At 60.1% G+C, this 16,629-nt stretch carries 13 protein-coding genes; 7 read left to right on the plus strand and 6 right to left on the minus strand.

Annotation, left to right across the window (positions count from 1 at the left end):
- Window positions 1-405: 405 nt before the first annotated feature.
- Window positions 406-5,637: a Hint domain-containing protein gene (locus GLP43_RS16330; protein ID WP_443069466.1), complete on the plus strand. Its 5,232-nt coding sequence runs from the start codon at window positions 406-408 to the stop codon at window positions 5,635-5,637.
- Between the two features lie 114 nt (window positions 5,638-5,751).
- Here GLP43_RS16330 and GLP43_RS09640 read toward each other — a convergent pair whose 3' ends face one another.
- Window positions 5,752-6,354 (minus strand): nucleotidyltransferase family protein, encoded by a 603-nt coding sequence (locus tag GLP43_RS09640; RefSeq protein ID WP_237279137.1) that lies wholly within the window; start codon window positions 6,352-6,354, stop codon window positions 5,752-5,754.
- A 174-nt stretch (window positions 6,355-6,528) separates the two neighbouring features.
- On the opposite strand from GLP43_RS09640, the gene GLP43_RS09645 reads away from it, so the two are divergent.
- The gene (locus tag GLP43_RS09645) at window positions 6,529-7,896 is read left to right on the plus strand and encodes a DUF2254 domain-containing protein (RefSeq protein WP_237279138.1); all 1,368 of its coding nucleotides are present in this window, start codon (window positions 6,529-6,531) and stop codon (window positions 7,894-7,896) included.
- 9 nt (window positions 7,897-7,905) lie between these two features.
- On the opposite strand, the gene GLP43_RS09650 is transcribed toward GLP43_RS09645, so the two are convergent.
- Window positions 7,906-9,210, minus strand: a complete 1,305-nt coding sequence (locus tag GLP43_RS09650) for an HlyC/CorC family transporter (protein ID WP_237279139.1) — start codon at window positions 9,208-9,210, stop codon at window positions 7,906-7,908.
- A 64-nt stretch (window positions 9,211-9,274) separates the two neighbouring features.
- On the opposite strand from GLP43_RS09650, the gene GLP43_RS09655 reads away from it, so the two are divergent.
- A complete protein-coding gene (locus GLP43_RS09655) occupies window positions 9,275-10,102 on the plus strand; it encodes a metallophosphoesterase family protein (protein ID WP_237279140.1) in 828 nt (275 codons plus the stop codon).
- Here the strand turns inward: GLP43_RS09655 and GLP43_RS09660 are convergent.
- The 3 genes from GLP43_RS09660 to GLP43_RS09670 are packed head-to-tail and all read right to left on the minus strand — an operon-like array spanning window position 10,039 to window position 12,727.
- On the minus strand, window positions 10,039-11,013 hold the full coding sequence (locus GLP43_RS09660; protein WP_237279141.1) for a site-specific tyrosine recombinase XerD: 975 nt from the start codon (window positions 11,011-11,013) through the stop codon (window positions 10,039-10,041). The genes GLP43_RS09655 and GLP43_RS09660 overlap by 64 nt on opposite strands.
- The gene (locus GLP43_RS09665; protein WP_237279142.1) at window positions 11,013-12,581 is read right to left on the minus strand and encodes a hypothetical protein; all 1,569 of its coding nucleotides are present in this window, start codon (window positions 12,579-12,581) and stop codon (window positions 11,013-11,015) included. Before GLP43_RS09665 ends, GLP43_RS09660 begins: the two co-directional genes overlap by 1 nt.
- Window positions 12,578-12,727, minus strand: coding sequence for a hypothetical protein (locus tag GLP43_RS09670; protein WP_005853380.1), 150 nt, complete (start codon window positions 12,725-12,727; stop codon window positions 12,578-12,580). Before GLP43_RS09670 ends, GLP43_RS09665 begins: the two co-directional genes overlap by 4 nt.
- A gap of 80 nt (window positions 12,728-12,807) precedes the next feature.
- Here GLP43_RS09670 and GLP43_RS09675 point away from each other — a divergent pair, with 80 nt between their 5' ends.
- Both GLP43_RS09675 and aroB read left to right on the plus strand, forming a co-directional pair.
- Window positions 12,808-13,398 (plus strand): shikimate kinase, encoded by a 591-nt coding sequence (locus GLP43_RS09675; RefSeq protein WP_009826981.1) that lies wholly within the window; start codon window positions 12,808-12,810, stop codon window positions 13,396-13,398.
- Complete coding sequence (aroB, locus tag GLP43_RS09680; RefSeq protein WP_237279143.1) at window positions 13,398-14,513, plus strand: 3-dehydroquinate synthase; 1,116 nt, start codon at window positions 13,398-13,400, stop codon at window positions 14,511-14,513. The genes GLP43_RS09675 and aroB overlap by 1 nt, the downstream gene beginning before the upstream one ends.
- A gap of 85 nt (window positions 14,514-14,598) precedes the next feature.
- Here aroB and GLP43_RS09685 read toward each other — a convergent pair whose 3' ends face one another.
- Window positions 14,599-15,123, minus strand: coding sequence for a single-stranded DNA-binding protein (locus GLP43_RS09685; protein WP_272903189.1), 525 nt, complete (start codon window positions 15,121-15,123; stop codon window positions 14,599-14,601).
- 220 nt (window positions 15,124-15,343) lie between these two features.
- On the opposite strand from GLP43_RS09685, the gene GLP43_RS09690 reads away from it, so the two are divergent.
- Together GLP43_RS09690 and GLP43_RS09695 are read left to right on the plus strand one after the other, a co-directional pair.
- Complete coding sequence (locus tag GLP43_RS09690) at window positions 15,344-15,928, plus strand: lytic transglycosylase domain-containing protein (RefSeq protein WP_237279144.1); 585 nt, start codon at window positions 15,344-15,346, stop codon at window positions 15,926-15,928.
- A gap of 173 nt (window positions 15,929-16,101) precedes the next feature.
- On the plus strand, window positions 16,102-16,629 hold the full coding sequence (locus GLP43_RS09695; RefSeq protein ID WP_237279145.1) for a hypothetical protein: 528 nt from the start codon (window positions 16,102-16,104) through the stop codon (window positions 16,627-16,629).

Below are 16,629 nucleotides of genomic sequence, written 5' to 3' on the forward strand. Positions count from 1 at the left end.
AGGGGTATTATGCGCCGTTTTTAACGGCCCGCCACGTTGGCGGAAGGAGGAGAAACTGATGGGAAACTGTATCTACAGACCACAACTGCCGGACCGTTCGGGTATGGGTGATGTTGCAACTCTGCGTTGCTCCGCCGCTGCCGGCACCGTCTTGATTTCTTCCCCGAAGCGCCGTTTTCGGATCACATCAAGAACACAAATGACCCGTATCCAGACGGCTGCAGATTTGGGCGTGTCACGCGATGCACCCGTCCGCGCGCCGTATGTTTCATTGCAGCAGCGTCGCGGGCAGGGCGTTGCTTTGTCCCGCCTTAGTACCCCGGCACAGAATTGGTGCCATGTGAATTAATAAGCTTCGCCCCTGACTGGGCACCCGATTTTTACGGCTGACGGTACAACCGTAGCGTGCCTGACCTGATTTTGGAGACGACCGATATGACCATCTTTTTGAATAAACTGTGGCTTTTTGGAAAAACCTCGACCGCCGAGGCCGAGAAAACCGCGACCGAGGCTCCGGCCGACGGGCCGAACGGGATCGTGGACGGCAACCAGCAGGGCAACAAGATCGACGCCAGCTATAATGATGACCCAAGCGGGGACCGTGTTGACGGCAACGACGCGGTTTTTGGCAACGTCGGGTCCAATGATGACATCATCCTCGCGCGTGGCGGCAATGATACGGTCAACGCTGGTTTGGGGAATGATACGGTCGTTGCAGGGTCGGGCAATGATTACGTCGACGGTGGTAAGGGCAACGACATCCTGATCGGTGATGGCGCGACCAAGGGCAACTACGGCGATACCCGCGAAAGCTTTGAATGGTCCAAGGCACCTGACCCATCTGGGGACGGCTCCGCGATCGACGACAATGACAACCTCAAGGGCGGGTTCACGCAGAACACCGGCACCGTAAACGTCACATTCGAGCTTAAAAGCTTTTCGCCGCGCAACAATGCGGATCAGGAATTCAGCGACAGCAAACAGTTCACTGGCAATGTCGAGGGCGATGCCCACGGCGTGAACGATAACAGCTCGTTTGAATCGCTGGCCAATTGCACGGGCGAAACAAAGTTCGAACTGCGGTTTGACGAGGCCGTGGGCAACGTGTCCTTCAACGTGAACGACATCGACAACGGCGGCGCTGTGAAGGTGCTTGCCTATGATGCGTCGGGCAAGATGATCGACGTTGATCTGATCGCCAACAGCAGTTCCAGCGGTGTGACGCTCAAAGACACTGACGGCAAGTTCGGTGCCGACAAGGCGATCAGCAAGGGCGGCGACGAAGGCCCCTCTGGCAGCAAGTATTCTGTCAACGTGTCCATCGACGGTCCCGTATCGCGGATCGAATTCATCCACACCGGTGAGACAAGCAGCAACTCTGGCGTCAACGTGACAGATGTTTTCTTCGACAACCCTGCGGCCTTGCTGGCGGATGACGACGGCACTGTCGGTAACGACACCCTGCACGGCGGCGAAGGCGATGACATCATCTTTGGCGATAGCGCCGGCCTGACCAAAGCGCAGCCCGTCTCGAAGACTGTTGAGCCTGTATCGGGTGCGGATCATACCGTTCTGACATGGGATCTGGCAAATGTGACGGTGGCTGGCGGTTCAAGCCCCTTCCAGAACAGCGATGTGGGCTCCGGCGATCTGTCTGGCAAGTCGTTCACCATCAACGAAAATTCAGCACCTGTCGCGGTTGGCATCAATGATGACGACGACAAGTTGAATGACAACGATAATTCGCAAACCCTGGCAAAGACCACCAAGTTGGACGGCAACACCGAATACGCCGGCGACAAGATCATCCCCGAGTATTCCTATATTGTGCGCCCCGAAGGCGCAGTAGATTCCTCGCAGGATGTGACAGTCTACGTCGTGAACTTTGACGGCAACGATGCCGTCGGCTTCGTGACAGACAAACCGCTGGAAATCGGCAAATCCTACGATTTCGTCAGCCACAACTCTAACCTGCCGTCGATCAAATACGACCACATCGCCAAAACCTTTACCGTGAGTGATGACAGCACGTCCCCAACCGATGGCACCGTTGGTGGCGACGATGTGCTGACCGGCGGAAATGGCAACGACACGATCTTTGGTGAAGGCGGCAACGACAGCATCGAAGGCAATGCGGGCCACGATTCGATCGAAGGCAACCACGGCGATGACACCATTTCCGGTGGCACCGGCGATGACACGATCTATGGCGACAACAACACCGGCGGCGCCTCTGCGCCCGGCGGCACGACAGAGCGTGAGAGCTTTGAGTGGGACAAGGCACCAGACCCCCACGACAACTCGGCTGTCGATAATAACGACAATCTGGGCGGTGGATTTGTTCAGGACACGGGCAACGTCAATGTGACCTTCTCGGTTACCGGCAGCAGCAAAACGCCCGAGACGACGTTCTCCACTGACCAGCAGAAGGTGCATTCGATCACCGGCGACGGTCAGGCGACCAATGCGAACAGCTCTTTGGCGTCTCTGGCGAACCAGGATGGCGAAAGCGCGACCTATCGCCTGGACTTCTCGAAGGATGTGACCAACATCAGCTTCCGCATCAATGACATTGATAACGCGTCGAAAGTTGTGATCGTGGCCGTTGGCCCCGATGGTACACGGACGCCGATTGACGTCAGCACAGGTGGCGGCATTCAGGCGCAGAACCAGGACGGCGTTGGCGGGAATGAAACGCTGATCAGCCGCGGTGCCGATGGCCCGGATACAGATCCAAGCCACTCGGCGCTGGTGAACATCTCGGGTCCGGTGGATTACCTTGAAATCACCCATACGATGGATCAAAGCCTGTCGCCCGGGAACCACGCGGGCATCAACATCACCGACGTCTATTTCGACGCGCCTGTGGGCGGCGTTGACGGGGGTGCTGGCAATGACCTGCTCATGGGCGACGAGGGCGATGACCTGATCGACGGCGGTGCGGGCAATGACACGCTGTTTGGCGGCGATGATGAAGATACGCTGATCGGCGGCGACGGTGATGACCAGCTCACTGGCGGCGAAGGCAAAGACAACATCAGCGGCGGCGCGGGCAAGGATACCATCTTTGGCGGCACCAACGGCGATGAGGTTGACGGTGGTGCAGGCGGCTTCAATGCCGACCCTGCGCTGAACACCGATGACGACACGCTGGACCTGACCGGCTTGAACTTCCGCCTGCGCGATCTGACACCCGATGACAATGGCAACGGTCAGAACGGTACGGTTGATCTTTACAACGACGACGGCACATCCGCGGGCTCGTTCAAATTCACCGAGATCGAGAACATCATCGGGACGGAATATGTCGGGCCGGTTGACGGTCTTGATGATAGCGAGGCCATGACCCCCGGCTACACAGATGCCCAAGGCGACCAGATCGACGGCACCGACGGGATCAACGATACGATCTTTGGCAACGGCGGCGACGACACCATCGACAGCGGTCTTGGTGACGATACGGTAGACGGCGGCGCGGGCGATGACCGGTTCACGCTGACCGACGGCATCGATAACGATGTCATCATCGGCGGCGAAACCGACGAAACTGACGGGGATGTCATCGACAGCACTGCCGTGGACGATGACCTCACCGTCACCTTCACCGCCCCCGAAGAAGGCACCCTGACCGACGGTGCCGACACCACCAAATTCACCGAGATCGAGAACCTCGAACTTGGCGGTGGGGATGACACGGTCACCGGCTCGGACGGAAATGAAAATATCCTGACCGGCGGCGGCAATGACGTTGTTGAAGCGCGCGGCGGCCATGACGTGATCGACGGGCAAGGCGGCAATGACACCATCGACGGTGGCACCGGCGACGACACGCTGACCGGCGGTCAGGGGAACGACTCCCTCGTCGGTGGTGAGGGTGACGACGTTCTGACCGGCAACAAACCCGGCGTGATTGGTGTGCCCGACACGGACGTTCCATTGGTGCCCACACCCTTTGATCAGGATCCCAACCCCAACGACGACAAGGACACGCTGATCGGCGGTGCCGGCAATGACACGATCGATGGCGGTGATGATGCCGACTATATTGACGGTGGCGACGATGATGATGTCATAGAAGGCGGCATCGATAATGACACCATCTATGGCGGCAGCGGCAACGACACCATCACCGACATTCAAGGCGCGGATAGCATCTTTGGTGGTGATGGCGACGATCTGATCAACGCAGGTATCGACACCTTCTCTGATTACGAAAATGATCAGCCGACCTTTGGTGGTAAGCCGAACCCCTTCTATGAAACCGGCGATCCGAACCAGGAGGATGGCCGTGATTACGTCGATGGCGGCAGCGGCAACGATACCATCCGTACCGGCGACGACTCAGACACGATCTATGGCGGTACAGGCCAAGATTACATCAACGCGGGAATCGACGACGATCTGGTCTACGGTGAAGATGGCGATGATGTTATCATCGGCAGCCACGGGTCGGACAGCCTGTATGGCGGTGAAGGGAACGACACCATCTACGGCGGCTTTGGCCCCGAACCGATCGCGGGCTACGAGGGCGAAGAAGTCGACGCCACCGATCCACAGCCAAACAACGGTAAGGATTATATCGAAGGTGGTGCCGGTAAAGACGTCATCTACGGCGAAGACGACGACGACACCATCTATGGCGGTGCCGACAACGACTATATCGACGGCGGTATTGATGACGACCTTCTTGACGGCGGCGATGGCGATGACACCATCGTGGGCGGGCAGGGCGACGATACAATCGTCGGGGCCGCAGGCAACGACAGCATGCGTGGCGACGCCGGTCGGGATACCTTTACCAACGTTAACGGTGGCGACACCATCGACGGTGGTGCCGGCACGGACGAAACCGACTATGACGTCATCGATCTGCGGGGATCGCTAAGCCCCGGTGGCGGCTACCGCATCGTGAACGTCACAGAGGATACGGATCCGGGCGATGATACGGACGGCGACAGCCCGAACGATGGTATCGACGGCACGATCGTCTTTACGGATGCGTCCGGCACTGAAACCGGTCGTCTCGACTTCACCAATATCGAAGAGATCATTCCCTGCTTCACGCCGGGGACCTTGATCGCTACGCCTAAAGGGGAACGTCGGGTCGAAGATTTGGTGGTGGGCGACCGTGTCATCACCCGTGACAACGGTATTCAGGAAATCCGTTGGGTCGGTGCCCGTGAGATGACCGGACAAGAGCTGGCGCATAAAGCGCATCTGTTGCCGGTTCTGATCCGTCAGGGCGCTTTGGGCAACAACCTGCCCGAGCGTGACATGCTGGTCAGCCCCAACCACCGCGTTCTGGTGGCCAACGACAAGACAGCGCTCTACTTCGAAGAGCGCGAGGTTCTGGTCGCGGCGAAACATCTGACCGGTCTGGAAGGCGTTGATATCGTTGAAACCTCTGGCACGACCTACATCCACGTGATGTTCGACCAGCACGAGGTGATCCTGTCTGACGGCACATGGACCGAAAGCTTCCAGCCGGGTGACATGAGCCTTGCAGGTGTCGGCAACGCGCAACGCAACGAGATCCTGGAGCTTTTCCCGGAACTGGCGACGCGCGAAGGGGTGGACGGCTACGTCGCCGCGCGCCGCACGCTGAAAAAGCACGAGGCGAAACTTCTGACGAAGTAAGCGCCACTAAATATGCAGCGACACGCCTGTATCCCCTAGGGGGTGCGGGGCGAAGAACGGGGCAGGCGACTGTCCCGTTTTTTCTTGTTGAGGGTTACGTGGGTCAGGGGCCGGTTAACGTGCGGCGCGCCATGCGGCCCATGCTTCGGGCGTATCAAGGTCCAGTCGCGCGCGGTTCTCCGGCAGGAGGATCAGCAGCGTTTGGTCCTGGGCCTGTGTGGTGATCTCTTTCCCGCCGGTGTCACCTTGCATCTGGGCAAAATGATCAAAATGGCAGGCGGCAAAAACCGTCGGGTGACCCGGCTTTCCATCTGCCGTCGCACCGCGCCATATCGTGTAATTTGATTTTAGATCAACGGCTTGAAAGACGGTGGTCAAGTCATCCTCGGTCAGTTCCGGCAGGTCGGCAAGCAGCACCATCGCGGCAGGCGTACCGGTGGGAAGCACTGAAAACCCCGCGCGGAGCGAGGCGTTCATCCCCTCTGCCGCATCGGCAACGGGGAGCGCTTCAACCTCCATATCAGACACAAGCGCGTAGCGCGGGTGGGGCGCAGGTGGCAGGGCTACGATGACCTCCCCCCGCGTCGCCGCCCGCGCAATCCGTGCCTGCCGGCGCAGCAGCGGTTCGCCCTCCACGAGCTCTAGCAATTTGTCGCGCCCCCGCATCCGCGAGGATTGCCCCGCGGCCAGCAGGATGATGGGGATGTCATGGCTCATACACCGACCATAGCCAGAATTCTCAACCACCGTAAGAGCATAGCATCGTTCACCCCCCTCGATTAGCTCTGGGTATATTTGAACCATCGGGCGGAATAGGGCGTTGGGCTTGTAAGCCAAGTGATCTCCGCGCAAGCTTGTTGAACATGGCACTTCATGAAGCGGACTTACCCTATGAATCTTGACTTCCTTTTGCCATCGACACTGATCCGCAAGGGCCGTGAATACAGCCGCAAGCTTTGGGTGCGGGTGCTGATCATGGGGTTGCTGGCGGTGCTGTCGCTGCTGCTGAGCATGTTGATCGAACGCTGGATACCCCAATCGCTCGCGACCTATCTGACCGGCAGTGCGGCGGACCGGTTGCTGTCGATCATCGCCAACGCGATGCTTGCAGTCACCACCTTTTCGCTTAGCGTCATGGTCACGGTATATCGCAGTACCTCGACCCAATGGACCCCGCGCATTCACCGCTTGATCGTGCAGGACCGCACCACCCAGAATACGCTGGCCGTCTTCATCGGGGCCTATGTTTATGCGCTGATCGCCATCATCCTGCGCGAACTTGGCGTGTTCGACGACAAGCGGTCTTTCGTGTTGTTCGTCATGACGGTGATCGTACTGACGGTGATCGTGTTCAGCCTGATCCGCTGGGTGCTGCATCTGCAAACCTTTGGCAGCCTGATCGATACCTCGCGTCAAGTCGAGGATCAGACGCGCCGCACCTTCAAGGAACGTCTGCGTAACCCCTGCCTCGGGGCCAACCCGCTGACGGGCGATATCCCCGACAGTGCAAAGCCGTTCACCGCGGATGAAAATGGCTATATCCAGCATATCTACCCCGAAGCGTTGAACACCGTGGCGGAAAACCACGGGGTGAAGATCTATCTCAAGCGCAACATCGGCAGCTTTGTTTTCGTCAACGAACCTTTGATGATGATCGACCGCGTGGGGCAGCCCAAGGACGATGAACACACCGATGAAACGCTGCACGCCGGGATCAATGCCAGCATCATCATCGGCGATTTGCGTACCTATGATCAGGATCCGCGCTTTGGCCTCATCGTGATGGGAGAGGTCGCGTCAAAGGCGCTGTCGCCCGGCGTAAACGACCCCGGCACCGCAATTGATGTGATCACCCGCATTGGCCGCATCCTCAGCTTTTACGAGGACGAGACCGAAAGCGACCGCGACGAGGTGCTGGACCACATCTATGTTGCACCGCTGGATCCGTCGGACCTGATGCAGGACGCTTTTGGCGCACTGGCACGGGATGGGTGTACCGTGGTCGAAGTGCAGCAGCGGCTTCAAGCGACGCTGAACGGCCTTATGCGTCACCCCGACAAAGGGCTACGCACCGCAGCGCGCACCGCCGCCGAACGTCACCTCAGACGCGCGCTTGCCAAGATCGACTTTGAACCCGACCGGGCGCAGTTGATGGAAAGCGCCAGCCAAGACGTGCGCGATGCAGTGCGTGACGCGGTAAAGCGCAGCGATACAGAGGATGACGCGCCAAAGATGGACAATGACACCGACACCACCTGAGGGCGGCTTTTACAGGGGGCGGATTTTCAGCTGTGTGATCCGGTTGCCATCGCGGGCGATGACCTCGAACCGGAAGCCGTGGAAAGAGAACACCTGATTGGGCGTCGGGATCATCTGCGCTTCGTGGATCACCAGACCGGCGACGGTATTGGCCTCTTCGTCGGGCAAGTCCCATTCCGTGGCGCGGTTCAGGTCACGGATCGTCATGGCACCATCGACGAAATATTGCCCGTCCTCGGCCTTGGTCACCCCGTGGTCCGCGTCTGGATCGAATTCATCGGTGATCTCGCCGACGATTTCTTCGAGGATATCCTCGAGCGTGATCAACCCCTGCAGCGAGCCATATTCATCCACCACCAGCGCGAAATGGGTGCGGCGTCGCAGGAACTGGCGCATCTGTTCGTCCAGCGTAGAGGTCTCGGGCACGAAGTAGGGCTTCATCGCGATATCGGCGATTTTGAACGTCTTGAAGGGCGCATCATCCTCGGCACCGCTGATGTGCTTGTACATGGCCCGCAGCAGGTCCTTGGCATGGATCACACCGATGATGTTCTCGGGGTCATCGCGGTAGACGGGCAGGCGTGTGTGGTTGCTTTCAAGGATCTGCTCAAGGATCTGTGAGGGGTCATTGGCGGCATCGATCATCTCGATCCCTGACCGGTGGAGCATGACCTCTTCCACCATCCGTTCGCGCAGGTCGAGCGCGCCTAGAATACGGTCGCGGTCTTCCTTCTCTACCACCCCTTCAGAGCGGCCGATTTGCAGCGCGCCTGCAATTTCCTCGCGTACGGCAAGGATGTTGCTGTCAGGGTCGATGGTCACGCCGAAAAGGCGCAGGATGCCGCGGACCAGGAACCGCACGGCCGACACCACGGGGCTGAAGATCAGCACGACCAGCGCAATGGGCCGCGACACGGCGGCGGCGGCGGTTTCAGCATTGGTGATCGCATAGGTCTTGGGCAGAACCTCGGCAAAGATCAGGACCAGTAGCGTCATCACCAGCGTCGCCAGCGCCACACCGGATTCGCCAAAGACCCGCGTGAACAGCGCCGTCGCAAGCGAGGCTGCAAGAATGTTCACAAGATTGTTGCCCAGCAGGACAGAGCCGATCAGCCGCTCATTATCCTCGGTGATCTTGAGCGCACGTTCCGCCCCCTTGGACCCTTTATCCGCTTGACCCCGCAGCTTGCCCCGCGATGCCGCCGTCAGCGCCGTTTCCGAGCCCGAAAAGAAGCCGGAAAGCACCAGAAGAAACAGGATGATACCGCTGCTGATCCAAAATGCGCCGTCTAGGATTGCGGGGGCCGTGTCCATTTGTGAGTATACCTTATCCGTTTGCTCATAGGGTTATGGGCGTGTGTGCGGTTTCATTCAAGGGATGAGCAGGGTGAACCATCAAGATTTGGGGCAATTGAACGGGCCGATTGTGCTGTTCGGCGGTCCGTATTCCAACCTGCAGGCGCTTGACGCGCTGTTTGACCGTGCGCGGGCATTAGGGGTGGGGCCGGACCGGATGATTTGCACCGGGGACGTGGTAGCCTATTGCGCCCATGCCCATGCCGTCAGCGACAGGATGCAGGACAGCGGCATCGCGGTGGTGGCGGGGAATTGTGAAAAGCAGCTTGCCGCAGGTGCGATGGACTGCGGCTGCGGATTCGAGGATGGCAGCGCCTGCGATCTGCTTTCGGTCGGCTGGTACGGCTACGCCAGCGCGCAGATCACCCAAGCGCAACGCGACTGGATGGGGCAGGTGCCGGATATCCTCAGCTTTCACCACGCCGGAAAACGCTATGCCGTGATCCACGGGGGGCACCACGATATCGCGCGGTTCATCTGGCCCGTCTCGCCCGAGGATGTGTTTGACGCGGAGTGGCAGGCGGTGGAGCGGAGCATCGGTCCGGTGGATGGGATCATCGCAGGGCACAGCGGGGTGGCTTTTGAACGGCAGACGGCGCGGGGGAGGTGGATCAATGCCGGTGTCATCGGCATGCCGCCCAACGACGGCACGCCGCAGACCCGTTTTTCGGTGCTTGATGCGGGGCAGGTGTCGTTTCACCGGCTTGACTATGACCATGCCGCCGCCGCCCGCGCGATGGTGCAGGCGGGGCTGACCCAAGGCTACCACAAGGCGCTAGAGACCGGCTATTGGCCGTCAGAGGATGTCTTGCCGCCGGAGTTGCGCCGGCCCGCCTTGGCCAGCGGATGATTTTCCAGCACCAGCTCGGACAGACGTGCCTCTAGGACATGGGTGTAGATTTCGGTCGTGGCGACATCGGCGTGCCCCAGCATCGTCTGGATCGCCCGCAGATCGGCCCCATTGGCCAGCAGATGCGTTGCAAAGGCGTGGCGTAGGGTGTGGGGGGTAACCTTGGACGGATCAACACCGGCGGTCAGGGCAAATTCCTTGATCAGCAGATAGAAGCGGTGGCGCGTCAGATATCCGGCGCTGCCGCGACTGGGAAACAGGTAGATCGACGCGGGTTTGCCCTTGGCCTGCGCGGCCTCGTCGGTTTTATCGCGCTGCACCAGCCATGCCGCCAACGCCTCGCGCGACGGGTCAGACAGGGGCACCAGACGTTCCTTGCCGCCTTTGCCCATGATCAACAGCAAACGCGGATCGCCGCGTGCTGCGCTGACCTTAAGGCTCACCAGCTCGCTCACCCGCATACCGGTGGCGTAGAGCAGCTCCATCAAACAGGTGTTGCGCAGCTGGTCCGAGGTGTTGCGCCCCGAGTGGCGCGCCGCGTCGAGCAGCTGGTCAACCTCGTCTTCTGACAACACCTTGGGCAGCCGTTTGTCCTGTCCCGGACCCGCAATCTGAATCGCGGGGTTATCCGTGCGCCACCCTTCTTCAAAAGCGAAGCGGTACAGTTGCTTGATCGCCGACAACCGCCGTGCGCGGGTGGATTTGGCTAGTCCCTGCGCGTCGCACCAGACCAGATAGGCCTCGATATCCTTGCGACCGACCGAGACGAAATCCAGTGCGCGGCGGGCGAGGAAACTGTCAAAATCCTTCAGGTCGCGCCCATAGGCAAGTTGCGTGTTCGTGGCCGCGCCCAGTTCCGCCGCCTGCGCCTCTAGGAAGGTCGAAATCCAATGCAGCAACTCGGTCTGCATCAGTCACGCTCCAGCAAAGACGTCTGCAAGGCAGCCCGCCGCGCGGCATCTTCAAGCCCTAGGGCCCGCAGGGTAGAGATCGCATCGCGCAGGGCAGCCGTGTCACCGCGGGCACCGTCCTCTAGCAGGGCAATCGTATGCAGGATGGCGCTGCCCAACTGACCGTTTTGCGCCATCTCGACCAGCCTCTTACGTGGTGTTGGCGTCGTGAAAGCGCTGGCAATCCCCTGTGCGTGGGAGATGTCGGGCGTGGTTTTCGGGGTCTCTCCCTTCGCGATCTGCGACAGGAATGTAATCTCTGCCGGTGTCGTATCGGCGCTGGCAACCTGCTCGTAAAGCGGTGACAGAAGCAGGATACGGTCGCGCAGGGCCGCGCTGGCACCGGTAAGGTCGGTGCTCTGCAAAGCCTCGGCATAGAGGGTGGCGAAGGTCACTTCGGTTTCGGCCTGCTGCATGGCGCGCCACGCGGGGCGCAGGGCTTTGGCGATTGCCTCTGTATTGCCGCTGGACATGGCCGTGTCGAACCGCTGCAAGGCCTCGACACGGTCCCACACCCCGCCAGAGGCCGCAGGCTCACGGTCGGTATAAATGCCCAGAAACCGGTTGTCGGGCAGGGCACCGATACGGGTCAGACGCTCCGCCGCATCCAGCTGCGCCTTCCAGCCCGCGATATCGCGCAGATCGGCCACCGCATAGGCGGCGGGCAGGTTCCGCGTGGGCTGCGGCTCTCCGATTGCCTCGAGAAGCCGGAACTTGAGCGGCGTCATCTCGCGCGGGCCGGGCAGGGGCGCGGTCCCTTCGTAGAGGTCAGGGTTGAGGAACCGGTCCAGCAGCGACAGATCGCTTTCGGGCAGCAGCGCCAGCGCTTGGGCAGACCCCAGCGTCAGCGCCGCCGTGTCCCATTCCCCCGACCGCGCAGCGCAAAGGATGCGCACGCCATAATCCGTTGTCAGGAAGGGCTTATCCTTCAGCCGCAGGCAGGCACGGTCTTCTGTGCCCAAAAGCAGGCTCACCTGCATCCATAGGCCAAAGTGATCCGGCGAGGTCTCGACGCCCGCCTGTTCGATCAGCGACATCGCAGGGTCGAGCGCCGCAGCATCCATCAAGGTGCGCACACGGGCGAGGGCAAGCGCATCGCCCTGTTTTGCGTCCCCTTGCGGCGCGGTTGCTTGCGCCAGCAGCAGGGTAAACAGCAGCGAATGGGCCACGGGTAGGCGAAGCTCTGGCAGACGGTCAAGCTGATGGGCGATGTCTTCCGCGGTGCTGCCCGTCCATAGATCCTGCGGCAGCCCTGTCACCTTGGTTGGCACCAAGCCGATGGCGCGCGGCCCGCCTTTGCCCAAGGGGGCCACGGTCACGACAGGGGGCAGCGCGGTCCGCGCCACGGGGGCCTCGTCCGGCTTTACGGGGGCCTTGCGCGTTGGTTTCGGCGTCTTGGGACGCTCGCCCAGCCAGTCGATCACCGACAAAGGCGCGTTGCGGTCATTCTGCGCCGCGGTTTGCGCGGCGACACCAAGGGGGAGGGCAATCAGGCAAAAAACGCTTAGCTGCCTGACAAATCGGATCATTGCTGCTCCAACGTCACGGATTCGCGGATTTCGACCTGGGGTGGTGCAAAGTCCGCCCCGAAGAACGGCCCCACATAGGCATAGACCGCAAGGCCGATGAACCCGATAATTGCGAGGTAAATCAGAAACTTGATCAGCTTGCCCATGGAATCCGCCTGCTTTCTTCTGCATCTTTTGACTATTCTATATATGGCCTTTTCGGCAAGATCACGTCATTCACACAAGAATGAGCGAAATTCAGCAATCCCCAGCCGATACGGCCCAAAACACCCCTCGGTACCATCTTAAGAAGACGGTTGTCATGGTGGGTATGATGGGCGCAGGTAAAACCGCCGTGGGCCGCGCTTTGGCCGCGAAACTCGGCGTGCCCTTTGTGGACAGCGACCACGAGATAGAGGCCGCTGCCAATCTGACCGTGCCCGAAATCTTTGAACGCGACGGCGAGCCCTTCTTTCGCAAGCGCGAGACCGAAGTGATCTCGCGTCTGCTGGATAAAGAGCCCGGCATCCTGTCGACCGGCGGCGGCGCCTTTCTGGCGGAAGCCAACCGCGAGAATATCTCGGCGCGCGGGGTGTCGGTGTGGCTGGATGCGGATCTTGACCTGCTGTGGAACCGTGTGCGGTACAAGACCTCGCGCCCGTTGCTGCGCACCGCTGACCCCCGCGGCACCCTGACCGAGCTTTACGAAAAACGTGTGCCGATCTACCGGCTTGCGGATATGACGGTTGCCAGCACGCCTGCGCTGTCGATTGACGCGATGGCGCAGCGCGTGGTGGATGCGCTGGCGGATCGCCCAGATGTACTTGAGGTGCTGTGATGCGAGAAACGGTTCATGTCGGTCTTGAGGGCCGCGCCTATGATGTGGTGATCGGCCCCGATCTGTTGGCCGAAGCAGGCACGTTAATTGCCCCGCTGTTGCGCCGCAAACGTGTTGTGGTGGTTAGCGATGAAACCGTTGCGGCGCACCATCTGGACAGTTTGCGCGCCGGACTGGACGCCGCTGACATCAGCGTCGAGGCGCTGGCATTACCGCCGGGCGAGGCCACAAAATGCTGGGCAGAGCTGACCCGCACGGTCGATTGGCTGATGGATCAGAAGGTCGAACGCAACGATATCGTGATTGCCTTTGGCGGCGGTGTCATCGGTGATCTGGTGGGCTTTGCCGCCGCGATCCTGCGCCGTGGTGTGCGCTTTGTGCAAATCCCGACCTCGCTTTTGGCGCAGGTCGACAGTTCGGTCGGGGGCAAGACGGGGATCAACGTATCGCAAGGCAAGAACCTTGTCGGCGCGTTTCATCAGCCGTCCCTTGTATTGGCCGATACGGCTGTGCTTGGCACATTGCAGGCGCGCGATTTCCTTGCCGGATATGGCGAGGTCGTCAAATACGGGCTGCTGGGGGATGCGGCGTTTTTTGACTGGCTCGAGGTGAACGCCCCCGCGATGGCCGCTGGCGATATGGCGCTGCGCGTAGAGGCGGTGCGCCGGTCTGTCCAGATGAAGGCCGATATTGTGCTGCGCGACGAAAAGGAACACGGCGACCGCGCGCTGTTGAACCTCGGCCATACCTTCTGCCACGCGCTTGAAGCGGCGACGGGCTATTCCGACCGGTTGCTGCATGGCGAAGGTGTGGCGATCGGCTGTGCGATGGCGTTCGAATTGTCCGCCCGTTTGGGGCTTTGCGCGCAAGAGGATCCCAGCCGCGTCCGCGCGCATCTGCGGGCCATGGGGATGAAAACCGACCTGCGCGACATCGACGGTGATCTGCCGGACGCCGCCTATCTGCTTGATCTGATGGGGCAGGATAAAAAGGTCATCGACGGCAAACTGCGCTTTATTCTGGCCCGCAGCATTGGTGATGCGTTTGTCACAGCCGATGTCCCCAAGGACGCGGTGCTGCAGTTGTTGGATGACGCACTGGCTGAACGCCACTAGGCCGCCACGCCCACCGGTCTTAAGTCACGACAAAGAAAAAGGCGGGGAATTCCCCGCCTTAACTATGTTTGGTATCCGATTGATATCAAAATGGAATTTCATCATCCAAGTCGCGCGAGGAACCGCGACCAGCGTCGTTGCCGCCGCCCGAGGGGCCGCTGTCATACCCGCCGCCGTAGCCGCCCTGATCCGACGGGCCGCTGTCGTAGCCGCCACCGCCGCCGCCGTAGTTGCCGCCACCACCGGAGCCACCACCGTCGCGGCCATCGAGCATGGTCAGCGTCCCGCCAAAGCCCTGCAAAACGACTTCTGTGCTGTATTTATCTTGACCGGACTGGTCTTGCCATTTGCGGGTTTGCAGCTGGCCTTCGATATACACTTTGGAGCCCTTTTTCAGGTATTGCTCTGCAATGCGCACAAGCCCTTCCTGAAAAATCGCGACCGAATGCCATTCGGTCTTTTCGCGGCGCTCGCCGGTGTTGCGGTCTTTCCATGTCTCGGAGGTCGCGATGCGCAGGTTGCACACTTTGCCGCCGTTCTGGAACGAACGCACTTCGGGATCGCGCCCCAGATTCCCGATTAGGATCACTTTATTCACTGAGCCGGCCATGATGCCCCCATTTGCTGCAAGTTTACGGGCCACGCGCGAATCCCGCACGCACCTTGGATTGGCCGACGTTATACCCAGCAGGGTTTGCGATAAACAGGGGGGAGGCGCGATTATCGCCCTTGCGACCCACGCAGATGTGACAGGGGGCAATAAAGGGTGGCACCAACGGGTCAGTTTGATATGGTCTGCGGGAATTGAGACTGCGTGGGGCAGGGACAATATGCGATTATTACTAACGGCGGCGCTGTGCTGCCTTTCTGTGGGCACAGCACCGGTTGCCGCCGATGTGTTTTCATCCAAGAACCGGACCAAGCTTTTTGCGTCCCAGACCAAGATTTTGGACACACGCGCGTCAAAGCAATATGCGGCCTCTGTGCGGCTGCAGCCACAACGCGTGGTCACCCCGACAAAATGGGACACACCCAAATATCGCGGCAAGTACAAGGGCGTCTATCTTGGCATGGCGCGCGAAGCCGCGATGCGCCATGGCATTCCGGCGGATCTTTTCCTGCGCCTCGTGCAGCAGGAAAGCGGCTGGAACCCCGCGGCGCGGTCGCATAAAGGCGCGCTTGGTCTTGCGCAGCTTATGCCGGAAACGGCGCGTATCCTGCGTGTGGACCCGACCGACCCCTACGAGAACCTTGATGGTGGTGCACGTTACCTCAAGCGTCAATATCAGGCGTTCGGGTCATGGAACCTCGCGCTTGCGGCCTATAACGCGGGGCCGGGGGCGGTGAAGAAATACGGTGGCATCCCGCCCTACGCCGAAACCAAGAACTATGTGAAGGTGATCGCGGGTCTGTGATGCGCCGCGGTAAGTGATTGTACAGAATACATATATCGCCGTGCTATGCTGATTTCCGCTTGCCGTTTTTCGGGGCAACGGAACCTTATTGCCCCGACTGATGTTCCCTTTCCACAGCGTCAGCAGGTCGTCTTCTACGGTCTGCGCGCATCAGAAAGATAAGGAGCATTCACATGTTCAACTCAGTTAAATCGATCGCCTTGGCCACTGGTGTAAGCTTGGCCGCATTGTCCTCTGCCGCACTTGCGGACGAAAAGGTTGCCTTCTCTGCGATTGACGTAAGCTCGTCCATCAACGCCGCGCAGGACGCTAACGCGATGGAGTATTACCCCCAGATCACCGAGGATCTGAAAGCCGCCGTGGCCGCCCGCGTATTGGGCAGCGATGATGCCAGCGATCCGACGATCAACATCGACATCCGCAAAATCTCGCTGGATGGGGATACCATGCTGAGCGATAGCCAGGAATTCAACGAGATCGAAGGTGTGGTCGATATCACATCACCCAATGAATCCATCGGCGCGCGTAGCTTCCCTGTGAATGTCGCCGCCTATTCGGTCGATCAGGTCGTGCCCGAGGGCTATATCGCCGTGGCCCCGACCGAGGGTGTTTTTTACGAAGTGATGATCAACGGTTTTGCCGATGAGGTGGCCGAACAGGTAGGCAATCTGAACACCGCAGGTAGCGGCGTCAGCAAATAA

The organism is Sulfitobacter sp. M39 (genome assembly GCF_021735935.1).
Taxonomy (GTDB): Bacteria; Pseudomonadota; Alphaproteobacteria; order Rhodobacterales; family Rhodobacteraceae; genus Sulfitobacter.